Origin of the sequence: Stygiolobus caldivivus (genome assembly GCF_019704315.1) — an archaeon.
Classification (GTDB): domain Archaea; phylum Thermoproteota; class Thermoprotei_A; order Sulfolobales; family Sulfolobaceae; genus Stygiolobus; species Stygiolobus caldivivus.
Window position 1 is genome coordinate 312,072 of sequence record NZ_AP024597.1, and the last position, 17,003, is coordinate 329,074.

Annotated in this window: 17 protein-coding genes; 10 read left to right on the top strand and 7 right to left on the bottom strand. The window is 40.1% G+C overall.

Annotated elements, in window-relative coordinates:
* Window position 1: 1 nt before the first annotated feature.
* The 5 genes from KN1_RS01525 (at window position 2) to KN1_RS01545 (ending at window position 6,207) form a co-directional block, all read left to right on the top strand.
* A complete protein-coding gene (locus KN1_RS01525) occupies window positions 2–712 on the top strand; it encodes a 60S ribosomal export protein NMD3 (RefSeq protein ID WP_221289063.1) in 711 nt (236 codons plus the stop codon).
* Complete coding sequence (gene rnhB, locus KN1_RS01530) at window positions 709–1,341, top strand: ribonuclease HII (protein WP_221289068.1); 633 nt, start codon at window positions 709–711, stop codon at window positions 1,339–1,341. The genes KN1_RS01525 and rnhB overlap by 4 nt, the downstream gene beginning before the upstream one ends.
* On the top strand, window positions 1,331–2,407 hold the full coding sequence (locus tag KN1_RS01535) for a TGS domain-containing protein (protein ID WP_221289070.1): 1,077 nt from the start codon (window positions 1,331–1,333) through the stop codon (window positions 2,405–2,407). Before rnhB ends, KN1_RS01535 begins: the two co-directional genes overlap by 11 nt.
* Before the next feature lie 133 nt (window positions 2,408–2,540).
* The gene (locus KN1_RS01540) at window positions 2,541–4,436 is read left to right on the top strand and encodes a type II secretion system F family protein (RefSeq protein WP_221289071.1); all 1,896 of its coding nucleotides are present in this window, start codon (window positions 2,541–2,543) and stop codon (window positions 4,434–4,436) included.
* Between the two features lie 34 nt (window positions 4,437–4,470).
* On the top strand, window positions 4,471–6,207 hold the full coding sequence (locus tag KN1_RS01545; RefSeq protein ID WP_221289073.1) for a type II/IV secretion system ATPase subunit: 1,737 nt from the start codon (window positions 4,471–4,473) through the stop codon (window positions 6,205–6,207).
* On the opposite strand, the gene KN1_RS01550 is transcribed toward KN1_RS01545, so the two are convergent.
* From KN1_RS01550 to KN1_RS01570, 5 genes are read right to left on the bottom strand one after another with little or no spacing between them, the layout of a single operon-like run.
* Window positions 6,188–7,495, bottom strand: coding sequence for a glycosyltransferase family 2 protein (locus KN1_RS01550; RefSeq protein ID WP_221289074.1), 1,308 nt, complete (start codon window positions 7,493–7,495; stop codon window positions 6,188–6,190). The genes KN1_RS01545 and KN1_RS01550 overlap by 20 nt on opposite strands.
* A gap of 2 nt (window positions 7,496–7,497) precedes the next feature.
* Window positions 7,498–8,016: an inorganic diphosphatase gene (gene ppa, locus KN1_RS01555; RefSeq protein WP_221289075.1), complete on the bottom strand. Its 519-nt coding sequence runs from the start codon at window positions 8,014–8,016 to the stop codon at window positions 7,498–7,500.
* Window positions 8,017–8,041: 25 nt separating this feature from the next.
* A complete protein-coding gene (locus tag KN1_RS01560) occupies window positions 8,042–8,587 on the bottom strand; it encodes an HD domain-containing protein (protein WP_221289077.1) in 546 nt (181 codons plus the stop codon).
* Complete coding sequence (thiD, locus tag KN1_RS01565; protein WP_221289078.1) at window positions 8,584–9,933, bottom strand: bifunctional hydroxymethylpyrimidine kinase/phosphomethylpyrimidine kinase; 1,350 nt, start codon at window positions 9,931–9,933, stop codon at window positions 8,584–8,586. Before thiD ends, KN1_RS01560 begins: the two co-directional genes overlap by 4 nt.
* A complete protein-coding gene (locus tag KN1_RS01570; protein ID WP_221289080.1) occupies window positions 9,911–10,618 on the bottom strand; it encodes a MoaD family protein in 708 nt (235 codons plus the stop codon). The genes thiD and KN1_RS01570 overlap by 23 nt, the downstream gene beginning before the upstream one ends.
* A gap of 36 nt (window positions 10,619–10,654) precedes the next feature.
* On the opposite strand from KN1_RS01570, the gene KN1_RS01575 reads away from it, so the two are divergent.
* Window positions 10,655–11,116 carry a hypothetical protein gene (locus KN1_RS01575; protein WP_221289082.1) on the top strand — a complete coding sequence of 154 codons (462 nt, stop codon included), beginning with the start codon at window positions 10,655–10,657 and terminating at the stop codon, window positions 11,114–11,116.
* A gap of 343 nt (window positions 11,117–11,459) precedes the next feature.
* Window positions 11,460–11,924 (top strand): CoA-binding protein, encoded by a 465-nt coding sequence (locus KN1_RS01580; protein WP_221290429.1) that lies wholly within the window; start codon window positions 11,460–11,462, stop codon window positions 11,922–11,924.
* Here the strand turns inward: KN1_RS01580 and KN1_RS01585 are convergent.
* Entirely contained in the window at window positions 11,912–12,487 is a 576-nt protein-coding gene (locus KN1_RS01585; protein ID WP_221289084.1) for a hypothetical protein, read from the bottom strand. The genes KN1_RS01580 and KN1_RS01585 overlap by 13 nt on opposite strands.
* Before the next feature lie 138 nt (window positions 12,488–12,625).
* Here KN1_RS01585 and KN1_RS01590 point away from each other — a divergent pair, with 138 nt between their 5' ends.
* On the top strand, window positions 12,626–12,817 hold the full coding sequence (locus KN1_RS01590) for a hypothetical protein (protein ID WP_221289086.1): 192 nt from the start codon (window positions 12,626–12,628) through the stop codon (window positions 12,815–12,817).
* Between the two features lie 98 nt (window positions 12,818–12,915).
* Entirely contained in the window at window positions 12,916–14,607 is a 1,692-nt protein-coding gene (locus tag KN1_RS01595; protein WP_221289089.1) for a thermopsin family protease, read from the top strand.
* 47 nt (window positions 14,608–14,654) lie between these two features.
* On the opposite strand, the gene KN1_RS01600 is transcribed toward KN1_RS01595, so the two are convergent.
* A complete protein-coding gene (locus KN1_RS01600) occupies window positions 14,655–16,058 on the bottom strand; it encodes an MFS transporter (RefSeq protein ID WP_221289090.1) in 1,404 nt (467 codons plus the stop codon).
* A gap of 499 nt (window positions 16,059–16,557) precedes the next feature.
* On the opposite strand from KN1_RS01600, the gene KN1_RS01605 reads away from it, so the two are divergent.
* Complete coding sequence (locus KN1_RS01605) at window positions 16,558–17,001, top strand: GNAT family N-acetyltransferase (protein WP_221289091.1); 444 nt, start codon at window positions 16,558–16,560, stop codon at window positions 16,999–17,001.
* The last annotated feature ends 2 nt before the right edge of the window (window positions 17,002–17,003 follow it).

Here is a 17,003-nt window from a genome sequence, read left to right on the forward strand (position 1 = left end):
GATGGCTAGGTTTTGTGTTAGATGCGGAAAAGAGAACGTGGAGCTTATAGGACCTCTTTGTGTTGACTGTTATTTAGAGACCAAAGAGTTGGTAGAAACCCCTAAGGAGATAAGCGGAAAAGTATGTAAAATTTGCGGTTCGATATGGGCTGAGGGAAAGTGGGTAAAGCAGAAGGACATAACGATCTCCCCGGTAGAGTCTGTGATATATAGAGAACTTGGAAGGAAAGTAAAATTTGACCCGAGTGTTGAGGAGTTCAACTACGACATAGTGAACCAGTACTCTGACCCGAACGGGCATTCTTTCGTCGATATCCAGGTTAAAGGGAGAGTAAAAGGGAAGGAATTTAGAGTTATACGGACGGTCAGCCTCAGGATCGATAGAGTTGTATGCCCCGATTGTATAAAGAAGAAATCACGTTATTATGAAGCTATAATACAGCTAAGGAGCAAAGGGGATAAAGTACTGTCCCCTGAGAAAAAGAGCGTTTTTGAGTCCTTTCTAGACAGAGAAGCCATAGATAGCATATCGGATATCGCCGAAGGAAAGGAAGGAGTAGACTATTACTTTATAAAGAAAAGTGTAGCGAGAAGGGTAGTATCAACTTTTACTTCAAGTGTCAAAGACGTGAAAGTGGTCGAGACTTATCAGGACGAGACAATAAAAAACGGTAAAAAGTTCGCAAAACTTGTGATATCAGTAAGAGTATGATCCTTTTAGGGATAGACGAGGCCGGAAGGGGTTCGATAATAGGACCGATGATAGTAGCCGGAGTTATAGTTGAGGACCACAAAGCCGACCTCTTAGCCAAACTGGGCGTAAAAGATAGTAAGAAACTGACTAGGAGAAAGAGAGAAGAACTGTTTAAACTGATTGCGTACTACAGCGTGAGCGTGATAGTAGTTAAAGTACTCCCCCAAGACATAGACAGGGAGAACTTAAACGAGTTGACATACGATAGCGTAATAAAGATCATCCAGCTATCGCTGCCTTACAGGCCATCAAAGATCACCGTAGACAAGGTAGGTAAGGAAGAAAGGGTTATTGAGTTTATAAAGGAAATTGGGAGTGAAGCAAATGTAGTCCATAACGCTGACGTGCTCTTCCCCGAATGTAGTGCAGCTAGTATTGTAGCTAAGGTAATCAGAGATAAAGTCACCGATACGTTAAAAGAGATTTATGGAGATTTCGGTAGCGGTTACCCCGGTGACAGTAAAACAATATCGTGGATAAAGAGCACGTATTCCAGAGCTGATAAACCGCCACCTATAATAAGGAGGTCGTGGAAAATTTTACAAGAGATAGCCCCTAATTATTATATTAGTAAACATGGTCACTAACTTACCAGCTGAGGCTAAAGCCAAATGGATAAAGTATATGGACGCAAAAACAACAGAGGACAAGATCAAAGCTTTACAAGAATTTCTAAGCGCAGTCCCCAAGCACAAAGGTACTGAAAACCTAGTATATTGGGCTAAAAGACGACTTGCTGAATTGAAAGAAGAGGCACAGCTCGAAAAAAGGAAGTCCTCATCGCTGGGTAAAGGCCTTCAGTTCTTCGTAGAAAAGGAAGGCGCGGGGCAAGTAGTGATTATAGGCGATAATGACCTTAAAAATACACTGATGAAAAAACTGACCAACGTGAAAAACGACCCTGAAGACTTACCAGTACCGGGCATGATGAACTACTTAGACGTCCAGATCCAGTTAATAAACACGCCCCCATTAATTTTCGAGGCAAGGAGTTTGATAGGTAGGATCTTAGGCTTGGCAAAAAACGCTGACGAGTTATTAATAGTAGTTAGGGATAAACAGACTTTCGACAATATAAAGTCATACCTTGAATCCAACGGGATAACATTAAGGAAACCTAGAGGAAAAATCGTGATTGATAGGGTCAGACAAGGGAATACGGGGATAAGGATTGTGCTCATGGGGAAGTTAGTCAACACTACTGAGGCAGAGGTAAGGAAATACCTTGAAGGCTTCGGTATAAAGAACGCCTTAGTAAAGGTTTTCGGAGAGGTGTCGCTTGACGATGTAGAAAGAGAAGTATTCCAAACTACCATATACAAACCATCAGTGACTGTAACCCTTGAAGACTTTAGTGATCCGGACACTATTGTCGTCAATTGGAATAACATAGATAAACTGAAGGAGAGTATATTTAAGGCCCTTGATGTTATAAGAGTTTATACTAAGGAGCCTGGCTCTAAACCTTCGGGAGAACCCTTAGTAGTGAAAAGAGGGTCTACAGTAATAGACGTAGCAAGAAAACTCCACAATGAATTTGCAGAACAGTTTAAATATGCTAAGATATGGGGTAAATCCGCGAAATTCCCTGGACAAAAAGTAGGAGCAGACCATGTATTGGAAGACGGAGACGTAGTAGAAATACATACCTAATAATAAGATAAAAACCTTCCACAGACATATTACTTAACGTCAATTTTTAAGTCTTTTATGAATAATCAGAAGTAGTTATTTGCTTGAGTTTACTATAAAAAGTTTATATGCTAACATAATATAAATTATTCCAATGGCAATATCTATTGGCAAGAAAAAATCTAAAAAAGGGAGTGCATCACCAACACCCAAGTCTAACTATAGTCAGATTGACCTTATGTTTTATAAGTCATCCTTAGCTAAATCCTTAGCTAAATCATTTGAGAAAAAACTTAAGCAAGCAGGCCTGCCTGATGACCCTAGAGTTCTGGCTTCAAGATTATTGTTCTTTATGATAGTCGCTTTGGTAGCAATGGTAGCTTTATGGGTAATAGGGATTATAGGGATTAGGGACTTTGTCTTAACCCGTGAGCCTAAATATGCAGTATTCGGAATAATGGGGTTCATATTCGGTACTATTATCCCACCTGTTACCTATCTAGTATTCAACCTTAATATCTCGCAGAAGATTGATAGCAGGAGAATTGGGATCGAGGCTGAAACTCCGGCCTTTGCTGCACTCTTCCTAGTCTTCTTGAGGTCTGGGCTATCTCCTAAGATACTCTTTGAGAACATAAGTAAGACTAAGGCTTTTTCCTACATTAACGGGGTTTCCAAGTACATAGTAAAAAGGATGAACTATTTGGGGGAAAGTGTAGAGAGGGCGGTAGATAGCTCAATAAGAGTAGTACCTTCTAAGCTCTATGAGGAACTGATGAGTACTTATATTACGGCTATAGTAAGCGGGGCACCGGTTTACGAGACAATGTCTACGAAAGTAAAAGATATCATAAAACGAATTGAACTGTTGGCTACGGTAGCTGCAGATAGGCTGTCTGGGGTCGGAGAAGGGTATGTAACGTGGCTAGCATCAGGTTTTATAACAATTTATCTGATACTAATCCTTGAATCAGTATTCACATTACTACAGCTTCTACCCCTACCAATAATCGGGATCTTGGTAGTGGTATTTGTTCCTATGGTCAACGTATTGTTCATATTCGCTGTTGACTCTTTGCAGTTCAAGTTCCCCGAAAAGCCCCTGAAGGCTGACAAACTGTTCTTAGAAATGATACCAGTAGGGTTCATACTAGGGATAATCCTAATGATAGCCTTAGAGCCCCTAATGGCTAGGATATTCCACTATCCACTGATCGCACCTCAGTTCCTGGTAGTCGACATGTTTACCCTATCGGGAACCACTTACGCAGTGCCCGCTACTGTCGTAGGGCTTACTTTGGGCTTTATAATCGCACTAGTCCCGCCCACAATAATGGCCCAGAGGGAATTAAATGAGGGGACAGGGTATGACATATATGTGGTAAGGCTATTAAGGGCTATAGGAGAAGGGGTTAGGGCTGGACTTTCTCCTGAGACGATAATCAAGAACCTGAAAGAAAACAAAGAAATGGGTAAGTTACAGTCTGTTCTGAGGAGGCTTTATGCGTATATACGTCTAGGTATGCCAGTTAAAGACGCCTTCAGAAAAGCATCACAAAATATAATTGATTTCCCGACGAAGGTTGCCTTTAATTCATTAGCTGATATGGTCGAGATAGGTAGCTTGACTCCCGAGTCAGTTGAGATACTGGCTGACCAGTTGGACTCACAGATCAGGATAAGGAATGAGTACTACTCCAAGATCAAAGTCCTACTATACATGCCATATATAGGGTCAATCCTAGCCTTGATCACCTCGGTCATATTATCCAGTGCTATACTATCCCTTATAAGCACTGGCGGATATGCGTTCACTTATGGGCCCTTAGCTGTAGCTACAGCATTAGTCCCTAAAGCCATATACATGACAGCCCTCTCATCAGTGTTTAATTCTATGCTCGCCGGCCTATTAGTAGGAAAGCTGGCTAGGGGAAGGATTGCCAATGGGTATAAGCACGCAATAATATTGTTAGTTATAACAATGGTCCTACTGATAATGACCTTACTATTACACTTCTCGTTTGTATCAAGCCAGGCACCGACCTTATGAAAACTTATATAGAAGGAAAGGGATAGATATGGTAATGAGTTCACAAAAATTGAAGATAAAACTACCCAAGATATCTACTAACAATAAAAACAAGAATGTCAGAGCTGAAGAAGTAGATTTACCATTTTCGCTTTATCCCCTCTTTATCCCCGTGCAGACGATAGAGGGAGAAGTTTTTTCTCAGTACGAGATAGACTTATCCAATATTATCCCAGAGGACATAGCAAATGACTTTAGCCAAAACAGGATAGAACTATCTATTGCTAAGCCGAACGTCTTCATTACATACGACGAGGAAAAGGGTATTTATAAGTATAACTTAATTGAGCCCCTAATGGACGTGAACACCTTCAACATCTACCTAACTTTAATCGATGAAGTCGAGAGGAGCCTGCTAGCAGATACCGACCATGTGCCCTTAGGCAAAATCTTGGTCGATCTAAGCTCTAAGAGACCGGAACTTAAGGTATTCCAAGGAAGAGTAGGTGAACTCAACGTACTCTCAACACCATTCAAAGTAGCTTTGTACTACTTACTAAGAAATATGTTCGGTTATAACATACTGACCCCCTTGTTATTAGACCATAATATTGAGGATATTTCGTCAAGCGGACTTAATTTACCGATATACGTATACCATAGACAGTTCGAATACACACCGACAAACATCGTAATCACCAAACAGATGAACTTGTTTGGAAAAATTATCGATGGTGAACAGCTGCTCGATGAACTTGTTTTAAGGTTTATCTCGTTAGCCAATAAGACAATTTCAGTAGCTACACCCATAGCAGACGGTATATTACCTAAAGGAGATAGAATAGCGGCGACGTTTAGAAGAGAGGTATCAGCTAACGGTTCATCTTTCGTCATAAGAAGGTTTTCGGAAAGCCCTATAACTATTTTAGACCTTATAAACAGCAAGGTCCTATCCCCAGAAGCTGCTGCTTACTTATGGTATGCCATAGATATGAAACTCTCTTTCATGGTCATAGGAGTGACTGGAGCAGGAAAGACCACAGTGCTGAACGCTATTTTGAACTTAGTCAAGGAGTCCATGAAGATAGTGTCAATTGAAGATATACCTGAAATAAGATTGGCCCAAGATAACTGGGTCCAATTATATGCGAGACCTGCATACGGTGGGCTCGGTAAGGAAGTAGGTTTAATGGACTTACTGAAGCTATCATTAAGATACAGGCCTGATATAATAGTAGTCGGAGAGATCAGAGGTGAAGAAGCTTACGTTTTGTTCCAAGCTATATCTACTGGGCACGGTGGTGCAACGACCTTCCACGCGTACGACGCTGAAAGCGCAGTTAAAAGGTTAATGAATGAACCCTTAAACATCCCCTCAGAGTGGATACCTATGATGAACATCATTGTGACAGTAAGGAGGTTGCCAGTATATGTCGGTGACAAAATATTGTTGAGGAGGAGAGCTGTCTCAATAAACGAGATCGTCTCCTACAACGACCTAAGGCAGAGCGTGAGATGGGATCCCAACACTGACACTCACATATTAGACTATAACGCTGCCATGGTCTTAAGGTCTAGAATTGAAGAGTCTGGTAAAAACTTTGATGATGCTAAGGCAGAGATAGAGAGGAGAGCCACGTTCCTGAAGATGATGGCAAGTACTAGACAAATAGTGCAGAGCAGAGACAGCTACAAGATATTGAAGAAGTACATAATTAAATACTCACTGAGACCAGAAGAGGCAATGAGAGAAATACAAATGATGGCAGGAGTTAAACAAGTGACTCAATAACTCCTAACCCCAGTAATACAATACATGATAACCAATACGAAAATACTGCGTTTATAAAGGAGAGAAGGAAAATAGGTATTATTTTTAAAAAGTTAATTTTTCTAGTATCATCCTCACCTCTCTCTTCTTTCTTTTCCTTAGGGGTAACCCTCCATTTATAAGGGATCCTGAAAAGCCCCCTTGAATAACCGGCTACTGAAGCGTTTAGTATGGTGAGTACTACTCTTAGGTCGCCTTCTTTCTGTCCCAGAACCAGTGCATATATAACGGTAGAAATACCGTAGACGAGAAGAGGAGTTAGGAGTAAAAGTTGATCCAGCTCAAGTAGGAACTCGAGACCGTTAAACACTATGAGCGTGAGTAAAAATAGAGGATATAATCCCCACTGCTGTGCGTAGATAAACCCTTCTAAACCGCTTATACCCTTTCTCACCATTTTCGCGGAAAGTAAAAATATCTGTGATGAACCGTAAGACCACCTCTCTATCTGCTTGTATAGGTCGTATAGAGTATATGGAGCCTTTGAATAAACAATTATGTCCTCAAAGAACACTACTTTCACGTCTTTGAGGAACAGCCTTATCCCCAACTCCAAATCCTCAGCTATTGCACCTTCCTTCCACCCGCCAACACTTAATAATACACTCTTACGGATAGAGAAAGCGGATCCGTTAGGAAAAATAGGGAGGTTCAGAAAATACCTGCCCTTAAACAGAGCTAACATGACCTTTTCTGTGAACTCTTTATAATACCTCTGTAGTGTGGTCTCGTCGGAGTAAATTCTTATTCTAAGTGCAGAAGCTAGATAAGATTTCTCGTTCAACTTTTGGAAAAAACCTTTTCCTACTCTCGCATCGGCATCAAGGAAGACAAGGTAATCTCCTTTAGCTAAGTTAACCGCAAAATTCAGTGCTCCTGCTTTTCCCCCCTTGGGGCTCTCCCTCCTGACTACCCTGAAATTAGCAGGTAAGGTTACCGCACTGAATACCTCTTTAAAATAGCTCTCAGTGTCATCGGAAACTATTATTACCTCGTACTTGTCATAGTCTATCGAAGCCAAGTTGTTTATTAGCTCCTTAATTGTTTCTTTTCCCTCATTTCTAACTGCAACTATTATCGAGTAAAATCTTTCGTTTTTTTCTCGCCACGTATCTCTGAACTGAGTACGCGTTCCGACCTTATAATAATAAGCTTGGAGTATATTCCAGACCGAAGGGGCTACGGAAAAGAGGGCTAAGAGGACAATTAAAAAGTCTTTAAAGGGGTTTACTATGGTAAAAAACTCCATATTTATTTTCCTGAGGCCCTTTTAATAGCCCCGCTGATCCTCGCTTTAGCCTCGTTGGCTGACCCCCAACCTGAAACTTTGACCCATTTACCGGGCTCTAGTTCCTTATAGTGCTCGAAGAAGTGCATGATTTTGTTTTTCACCGCTTCGGGTAGGTCGATAATGTCCCTCACATTAGAGTAACTCGGGTCTATTTTGTCCTTAGGAACAGCTATTATCTTTGCATCCTCTCCCTCTTCGTCTCTCATGTAGAGCATGCCTATTGGCCTAGCTTCAATTGCCGTACCGGGTAAAATAGGGTATGACGTTATCACTAACACATCTATTGGGTCCCCGTCTTCTTCTAAAGTACCAGGCACGAAGCCGTAGTTAAAGGGATATACCATAGACGTGTATAAGACCCTATCTACCTTTACTACTTCTTCTTCTTCGTCATATTCGTATTTTATATTAGACCCCATTGGTATTTCAATTAGAACATTTACCTCCTCGGGGGCTTTTTTACCTGGTCCCATTTTCATAGTCTCTCACTATAAAAAAGAAGAGCTACTTAATTAAATCGTTTATTAGAAAATTGATCACATCTTCAATCAAATTGAAAGGAAACTTTTTCTTAACTTCCTCAAGTACTTTCAGATAACTGTTCAATATTTCTCCCACATCATATCCCTGCTTTAGGTACCTCTTAGCTTGAAGATAAGTAGAGAGCATCTCACTGAACTTGGCTACCTGCCCCTCAAGGCTTTTACCTTTATACTCTTCGAAGAGCTCCTCTCCTAAACCAAGTTCCTTAATCGCCTCTAATTCGATCTCTTCTTTCTGGGGTAACTTGTCCGAAGCCCACTTGGGTAAGTCCCCTAACAAAGTCTCTCCTATGTCGTGGAATACAGCTATCGTAACTGCCTTTTCAGGGCTGAGTTCTACCCCTTTTTCTAAGATCTTCTTGGACAAATAATATGCTATAACTCCTGCTTCCCAGCTATGTTGAGCTACTGTCTCCCCTACAGCAGGAGGTACTCCCCTCTGCATCCAACCCGTACGCACCAGACTCTTACCGCCGGCGAGGATCCTCTCGAGGTCTACCTCATTCATAGCCTCTCACTCAGGTACTTTAACGTATTTATCATTTCATCTATTGAACTAGTCCAGAGCCTGATCATCGCCTCTTTACCCTTTACACCCCTATCGAAAATGACGTTCGGGATACTGCCGTAAGTATTATGCACAAACGTAACTAACCATTGCATACTCTTACCTTCAATATGTGAGCTGGGCTCAAGCTCCCTATTGACTTCTATTACATCATAACCTGTTTCTTTCAATAACCTAACTGCATCGTCACTGAAACGGATGTTTATAAGTACCCTAGCTTTGTTATTATAGCCCAAGATAGTAAGCAAAAGACGTGCGGTATGAGTAGGTTTCCCAAAGACTACCGGTAGCCCTACTCTGACCCTGTTGTCCCAGTTCCTTACTATCCTATCCCTGAATACTGCAATATCCTCTAAACCTTTCACATACTCCGGCTGGATTGCATGAGCTAGGTTGGACTGAACCTCAGGGATTAGCTTGTAAAACCCGTCCCACTTTTCTACTGTCTCAGCGAACTTTTCCATTTCGTTAATTACATCATATCTCATTGCTTTTACCAACGTTGGACTAACCGGGTCAATGGGCCCTATACCTCTTCCTATTTCTAACCCGTAGCGTATTGAACTTTGCAAAAGGTCTCTGGCGGTCCTGAATGAGGAAATTATGTCCTCACCTTTTGCTAAGCCTGCAGAAATTGCAGTAGCGAATACGCTACCGGTCCCGTGAGTATTCTTATTGGAAGTTACCCTCTCGTAGCCTATCTGGTGGTATTCATCCCTTATACTGTCATATAGTACGTCTACGCTGTATTTCCCTTCTAAGTGTCCGCCTTTAATTATGACATAAGGGATGCCGAAATTCTTCGATATCAGTTTGCTCACCACCTTAACGTCTTCAATACTCCTTATCTTGAGGCCCGATAGAAGCGAAGCTTCTAATGCATTAGGAGTTAACACAGTGGTCCTCGGTAAAATAGTCCTCTTATACTCGTCTATATCTTTGATTAGTGGCGTCCCGTCTTTTGCATAGATCACGGGGTCAGTAACCAGCGGTATGGCTGAAGGTAAAGAGTCTACAAGTATCTGGAATTGCTCTTTAGTATAAATCATGCCCAACTTCGCCGACCTTATATCAAAGTCTGAAAAGAGAGCGTCTAATTGGCTTTTCAGCACGTCCTGAGGTAACGGGTAGACCCTTGAAATACCCCGTGTATTTTGGGCAGTAATAGCTGTTAGGGCTCCTACACCATGTATTCCTAATATTTCATAGACCTTAATATCGGTCTCGAGACCTGCTCCGTTCCCGCTGTCGAGACCTGCGACGCTAAGGGCTACCGCCTTGTTCATTTCTCCTCACTCTCGTGTTACCTGCTACCACCCAAAATTGCCCGTCGTCTCTCACCTCAAGTTTCCATATGCCGGTTGAGTGTTTAACCATTTCAACTGCTTCTTCTACAGCGTTAATGGTGTCTTTTCTACCCCTACCTAATGCCATTACCAAAAACACGTCTTCCCCAGGTTTGAGGTCGTCTATTACGTGGATGATCTTCATCTTTACTAGGTCTTTATACTTCTCTTTTAGAGTGGAAATTATCTCCTCGAACCTCTTTTTCGTATATTCCTCATATGCTTGGTACTTTAGTTCATAGACTTTATGTCCTTCAACTATTCCTTTTACTATACCTAAATACACTACCATTGAGCCGACTTGTTCGTCCGCTTCGTTCCTAAATTCCCTTATTTCTTCAAGTATGTCTAACCTCTTACCTATTTTGAGTTCTCCCCCAGCTGGTGGCGGAAATATGGCTATTTCATCGCCGTCGTTTATCTCTTCTTTCTTTCTACCATTGACCAAGACTGAGACCTTTATATTACCCAGACCTTCTCTTAAGATTTTTCCAAATTCTTTCCCATACTTGTCCTCCAGTTGGGACTTAAGGCAGTCCACATCTTTACAGTTGGTTTCTACAACCTCTGACTCTTTTCCAGTATAGTCTTGGAGGAAAGCGAAATACTTAACTGTAACTTTCATTTACCTCAATCCTCTTTTTATATACAAGAGTTTTATGTGGACGATGAGTTTTTAAATTATCTACTAGGTAATGAAACTTCTAGGAAAAAATTTACTTATAATTTCGGGGAAGAACGCAACTCTGAGTTGATGAAAAAACTAGACGAAATAGAGACTATGATAAGGCAATTAGTAAAGGCCGTACCATATGACGAGAGAAAAAACAATAGTCCAACTGTACTCTGTGAACAGATACTCAGGAACGAGTACGTAATCGTAGAAAGCGAAAAGGTTAACAAGAACCTCCATCCATTGTTATTTATTTTATCCCTTGATGATAATAAGGTACTCGTAAGTTTTAAAGATACAATAGACCTCTTACAACTGTTATTTGAGAAGTATGGAGATAAAATAGAGGATAAGCTACCTAAAAGGCTTCTCCCCTTATTCTTGCTCCTACGTAAGATGGGGTTAATATACTTTGACCACGAGTCTAAGAGTTATAAGTTTATTAAATGAATTCCTCACACACTAAACGACCCACGTTACATCATGTGTCATGCCCTTTTCATAATAAATGCGAGGGTGGTATTCTAACAGTTGCCTTTCCGTGGAGCTATTAACTCGCATAACCTACAAGCCTGATTCCCTAATATCGACAAACTCGCAAGGTTAACGTGATCCTTTCGGAAACGTAATAACGCAATAATTATTGTTAATAATAATATAATTGTTGTATAGGCAAATTATTCAAAAAATATGGAGGAAATACATCGTAAAGCTTGGGCCTTTACCTAAAGCCACTTTAGCATATAACCAAATTAATAACCTTTTAAAGTAATAATATCTCTGGTGAATAGGGATCAGTAACCAACCCGAAGAAAGTGTAATTGAAGAGGTCTTAAGGAATTATAAAAATATAGCTACAGTAGGTTTCTCTAAAGACCCTTCTAAACCTTCTCACCAAGTCCCTAAGTTCCTAATGTCGAAAGGTTATAACGTGATCCCGGTTAACCCGACCGTGAGTGAGGTACTAGGGAGGAAAAGTTACAAGAGTGTTCTTGATATCCCCGATAGAATAGATGTAGTAGAAGTTTTCAGACCGTCTCAGGACGTGCCCAAAATAATTGATGAAGTCCTACAGAGATTAAAAGAAAAGGGGGACGTAAAGGTCATATGGTTACAAGAGGGGATAAGGAACGATGAAGCGGCTGAAAAAGCAAGGAAAGCTGGCTTAATAGTGATTCAAGATAGGTGTATGTATAAAGAGTACATGAAGAAAATTGAAGGAAATCCCCATCCTCCACCGGTAAGTCAGGTAGGTTGAAGTATTGTAACGACTTTATACTGTGGGTCTTTTAACTGATAATCGTCCTTAACGAAGGTTTGGAAAAATGTAAGTGGTGGGAACTCGGGGTTATCACAGTCAATTAAGGATAAGTCGTTTCCGACTACTACTATGTGTTCCCAATCGTCAAGTCTTAGCATTTTCTTGAGGTTACGAATTGATGTTAACACTTCTTCCTTTTTCTTTTCCCTTGCAATATCAGGACCATAGAAGAAGACCTCAGAATCTGTAAGAGGGATCTCCTCGTGTAATCTTGCACCTTTAAAAGTAATAGTGGTACTGTTATCGCATATACACGTGCCTTTAGATATGGGGTCTCTCGTGAGTACGTTAATCCTCATAACTATATCGTTTAAGCCTAATTCTTCACACCTCTCTTTTAAGAGCTTTAACATTGCAAGAGAAAAGATGTAGTATAGTTCACCTTGTAAGTTAACTGGGTAGGCTAATAGTTCAGCATATTCTTCTGATATTTTAGCTTTTGGGATTAACCCACACTCTCCCTTCACTGTGGTTAGGGACTTCAAAATAACTAATTTCATTAAATAATGATCGCTGAGTTATTGATTTAAACATGACTTACATTTTATTATTAATAATTGTATTTTACGCTTTAATTAATGTTATCATTAAAACAAAAAATTTATAAACTTATATAACAAAATTAACATGTGAGATAAATGAGAAAAGGCGTAAAATTGTGCGGGTGTAGTAGTATAATAGGTTTGGGTGCGTTCCTTTTCGCGGGGGGCTTAGCTGGGGTAGTGAAAATAGCCTCCCCCGAATTCCCTTTATATGTTGGTATGTTATTGATGCTTATAGGGACTTTGAGCAGTTCGGTAACTATAGCACCAGACAAAAGTGAAGAATAAAGACAAAAAGACGGTTTTTGAGAAAAATAATAAATTTTTTAATTGTAGTTGACAAAATTGTGAGAAGCTTTATTTAAAGGTTTATTATAATAATTACGATGCGTGCTTTATTAGTTGTTTTCCTCCTTATAACAGTCTTCATAACTGTACCATTCGCACACCTATCTTCGGCCCAACTCGTTAGCACTCAGCCAAAACCCGTAGGTCTGGTGTCTTATGGCATATGTCAAGATGGAAAAAACATTACGTATAACATAACTACTCAACAGATCATAGGGTATTTCAAAATACTTTCCCTCAAGGCTTTAAATTTGACCTCAACTTATCCCTATTACGCTAGTTTACAACTAGGTGGCACAGTACTGACACCTCACGGGATAGAGTGGGTACAAGAAAGTTTAGTATTCAACACACAAAATAATACTTTCTTCGTAGCGTCATATAATAACGGTGAACAAACTGTAAATTCCACTGTAATCTATTATACCTTACCTCTTGCAGGTTACCTGATAATTTCGCTTATCAACAACTCTCCCTATACCCTCGTTAAATTTCAGTACGTTATAATACAGAACGGGTCTAGGTCACTCCCTCCACGAGTGATTACTCCTATTACGGCAAAAATCCAAGGGAACGCTGAATTCATAGTGAATTACTATTTAAAGGGGAATGTAGAACTGGTCTTTGGCGGGTATAACTCAGTTACTAATTTTACTTCACTTTATTCCCAGCTGGCACTGTTTTATAACGAGAGCGGTCTAAGACCTTTTCCTTCGCTCTATAACTACGGTACTAATGCCACTGGGTCCTCATCAGACCTTTTCACTATCCTCGGGTCTAACGATAACATAGTAGTAGCTGTGGGAAGCCCTAATTACGGTCTTATAACAAGTGACTACCAACCCCCAAAAGTCCCGTTAACATTTATAAACCAGTCTATTATTGTCAACGGTGTAGGGCTGTATAAGAACCAGTTATTTTACATAACGTCTCCCTATAACGTTACATTTCCTACAACCTTAAAGGTCGGAGAAAACGTTTTCCTCTACCTAGAAAAAGTAGACGTGGAAAACGAGGTTATCCCAAATAACGTTATTTTTCAGGTTTACAACTTCACAGGTTACTACGACGAAAAGGTTATCTTTTCCTTACTCTATCCTAATTTCTCAATTGTAGGCTATAACTTGAGTATCAACTCGATAGTCACATTACCCAACATAATTAACATAAGTAATAATGAAAGGTACGTTTTAACCAAACCTATTAATATCAGCGTTAACACGTCTATGCCCCTACTTGTAAACGTAAGCGGGCTCTACATTCCCCAGTATCTAGTAGAGATCGAATACCCTAACGGGAGTGTGATTACAAATTGGTTTGATAAGGGATCCGTGGTCACTCTTCCAAAATACATTTACGTTAGTCCCACCGAAAGGTATACCCTAGTAGGGCAAGACTACATTTACATTAATTCCTCCAATAAGGTGATTGCTCCTTACCAGACGGAATATAAAGTTTACTTAAATTACGGTAGCTTCTCTGTGACTTACTGGGTTAAAAATGGAGGGACAGTGAGCTTAAACGCATTTGTGCCCCCCTTTTACGAAGGAAAATGGGAGGGAACCTATAATGCACCTGTCGGTGCTAAGGTAGTCGTAAACCAATACATACAAGAAACGCTCGTCCTTCGTCCTAATATACCCCTTATCTCAGTATTAGTTCTGATCTTAGTGTTGGTCTTTTTGGGAGGTCTGTTTTGGTGGAGAGTAAAAAAGGTGGCTAAGCAATAAGGATAAAACTTTTTCTTCTCTATTTATTTAAAGAAATTATTTACAGATTAACTCTTAATTTTCACTACTGCGGTTAAGATAGATAATAACATTGAGACCAGAATAAACACCGAGGATACTAAAAACGCATAGTGAAGTCCTTGAGTAAACACTACCATCGTCTTACTGTCTAACGCATCAGTCCCCAGGAATATCTCAAATGCGACATATCTGGGGACCGAGACCGAAGCTACAGTTATACTTATTACGTAACTCAATACTGTGCCAATACTACTAAAAGTCCTCGCTAAGCCTGAAACGGCTCCGTAGTACTCTCTAGGTGCGCTAAACATTATTGCAGTGTTATTAGAGGGCCAGAATAAAGAAGAACCTATACCAGTTATTATAGATATCGCTGAGACCAAATAAGGCGAAGAATAGGGGGTCAGGAAAATGAAATACAGTATTAATGATATCAGAGTACCTGTCAACCCTATGGACGCTAATAGCCCAGGTTTTGTCTTCTCCGTCCTCTTGCCTACTATCGGAGATAATATGCTCGCTACCACATAACCTGGGATTAGGATCAGAGACGCGTACAACGGAGAGAGGCCTTTTACGCCCTGAAGGTACATTATCAGTAAGAAAGTTAGGGAAAGCCCTCCTATACCTTGGAAGAGTAACGCATATAACGAGTAGCTTAACAACCTTATTTTTAGTAACTTGAGGTTAACAATAGGCCTTTCAACCTTCATCTCATTCAGCACGAATAGCGGTAAGAGCCCTAACCCGACCGCCACGTACAGGATGTTACTCAGATCTAGTCCTTCTCCCGCAATGTCTATAAGACCGTAAGACACTAGCATCAATATTAGACCGAGGATGATACTCCCAGTGATATCAAGCTTACTCTTGGTGGGGTTAATATCTCTGATTTCCCTCAGTCCTACTGCGACAGCAAATATACCTATAGGCACATTAATGAAAAATATATATTGCCATCCCAGCAGTGTAGTTAAGATCCCGCCTAATACTATGCCTACTAATGCTCCTATGTTCCACCCTAAAGCAGTTAACCCATAGGCTCTACCTCTGTTGCTCGGAGGAAATAAGTCCGCGATAAGTGCAGTGCCATTAGCCGAAATTAAGCTTCCCCCTAGAGCTTGGATGACCCTGAAGGCAATCAATAGGTAAACATTATTTGAAAGGCCACAAAGTGCCGAGGCTACGGTGAATAAAGCAAAGCCGATATTATATATCCTTGACCTCCCTATTATATCACCTATCCTTCCCGCTTGTGTAGAAATAACGGCCTGAACTAATAAATAGGATAGTAAAACCCATATCGATGTGTATAAATCAGTTTTAAAGTATAACGTGATTGTAGGCAAGGCCAAGAGCACTATTGTAGTATCTACAGCTGCCATTAAGGTCCCAAGTACTATAACAGTAAGTACCAAGTTTTGACGCATAGACTGTTCATAGCCGAACTAATATATAAAGGTTATTAAAGAACATTAGTCAAATGTCCTTAATGTAGACATGGTATCATTAATTAACCAGTGTTATATAGACGCACAGCGGATTATAAGGTGAGGTTCTTACTTATGTATAACCAGAGTAAAGGAAAAAAATAAACCCATTTAGTATTAACTTCCGCTCTACTTGGACGCCCTATTTATACTCGCTAAGAGTTTAAAGGGTCGTCCCCTCTACGATATACCAAGCGGTTTTAGAGGATCCGTAACGCTTTAGGCTTATGATGGAATAACAATTATGAGGGATTAAATAGAGTGAAACCTAATGTAGGGATTGAGTAAACTAAGAGATTTTACTCTTTATCGGGAAAATACTGGTCGCAGATACATTTAACTACTAAAACTCTATATGTTACCCCGTGAGAGTTAATTGGTAAAAATTCTTATTAATCCTTGTTGGGTAAAATTATCTTGAAGGAAAGGCTTCGGGAATATGGGTATAGAAGATTTGATATCTAAGTCTCTTTCTTCCTACGATACATATTACGCCCTAAAAAACATAAATTCTTCGAAAATATTGACGATAAAGATAAAAGGAAATCCTGTAGGCTTCGCTGAACTGAAAAAGAAGAAAGATATAGGTGGGATTTTTTATGTAGGTGTATTACCAGAGTATAGAGGAAAAGGTATCGGTAAAACATTAGTGAAAAAAGCAGAAGACTACTTTAAATCAAAAGGGGTTTCTCTGGTCGTTGCATCAACAAAGAGTACCAACCTTTCAGCTATTGATATGTTTAAGGCATTGGACTATAAGTTTATGAAAAAAAGAGAAGTTAAACACGAAATAATAATGCTCCTAGACGCCACTGAAGACGACCTAATAGTGTGTAAGGAAATAGAAAAAGGTAGTTCTTGCAAAGAGATAAAAAAGAACTGACC

Excerpts from the sequence above, each read along its gene's own strand:
- KN1_RS01525 (WP_221289063.1), top strand. The coding sequence starts at position 2 with ATGGCTAGGTTTTGTGTTAGATGCGGAAAAGAGAACGTGGAGCTTATA.
- rnhB (WP_221289068.1), top strand. The coding sequence starts at position 709 with ATGATCCTTTTAGGGATAGACGAGGCCGGAAGGGGTTCGATAATAGGA.
- KN1_RS01535 (WP_221289070.1), top strand. The coding sequence starts at position 1,331 with ATGGTCACTAACTTACCAGCTGAGGCTAAAGCCAAATGGATAAAGTAT.
- KN1_RS01540 (WP_221289071.1), top strand. The coding sequence starts at position 2,541 with ATGGCAATATCTATTGGCAAGAAAAAATCTAAAAAAGGGAGTGCATCA.
- KN1_RS01545 (WP_221289073.1), top strand. The coding sequence starts at position 4,471 with ATGAGTTCACAAAAATTGAAGATAAAACTACCCAAGATATCTACTAAC.
- KN1_RS01550 (WP_221289074.1), bottom strand. The coding sequence starts at position 7,495 with ATGGAGTTTTTTACCATAGTAAACCCCTTTAAAGACTTTTTAATTGTC.
- ppa (WP_221289075.1), bottom strand. The coding sequence starts at position 8,016 with ATGAAAATGGGACCAGGTAAAAAAGCCCCCGAGGAGGTAAATGTTCTA.
- KN1_RS01560 (WP_221289077.1), bottom strand. The coding sequence starts at position 8,587 with ATGAATGAGGTAGACCTCGAGAGGATCCTCGCCGGCGGTAAGAGTCTG.
- thiD (WP_221289078.1), bottom strand. The coding sequence starts at position 9,933 with ATGAACAAGGCGGTAGCCCTTAGCGTCGCAGGTCTCGACAGCGGGAAC.
- KN1_RS01570 (WP_221289080.1), bottom strand. The coding sequence starts at position 10,618 with ATGAAAGTTACAGTTAAGTATTTCGCTTTCCTCCAAGACTATACTGGA.
- KN1_RS01585 (WP_221289084.1), bottom strand. The coding sequence starts at position 12,487 with ATGAAATTAGTTATTTTGAAGTCCCTAACCACAGTGAAGGGAGAGTGT.
- KN1_RS01590 (WP_221289086.1), top strand. The coding sequence starts at position 12,626 with ATGAGAAAAGGCGTAAAATTGTGCGGGTGTAGTAGTATAATAGGTTTG.
- KN1_RS01595 (WP_221289089.1), top strand. The coding sequence starts at position 12,916 with ATGCGTGCTTTATTAGTTGTTTTCCTCCTTATAACAGTCTTCATAACT.
- KN1_RS01600 (WP_221289090.1), bottom strand. The coding sequence starts at position 16,058 with ATGCGTCAAAACTTGGTACTTACTGTTATAGTACTTGGGACCTTAATG.
- KN1_RS01605 (WP_221289091.1), top strand. The coding sequence starts at position 16,558 with ATGGGTATAGAAGATTTGATATCTAAGTCTCTTTCTTCCTACGATACA.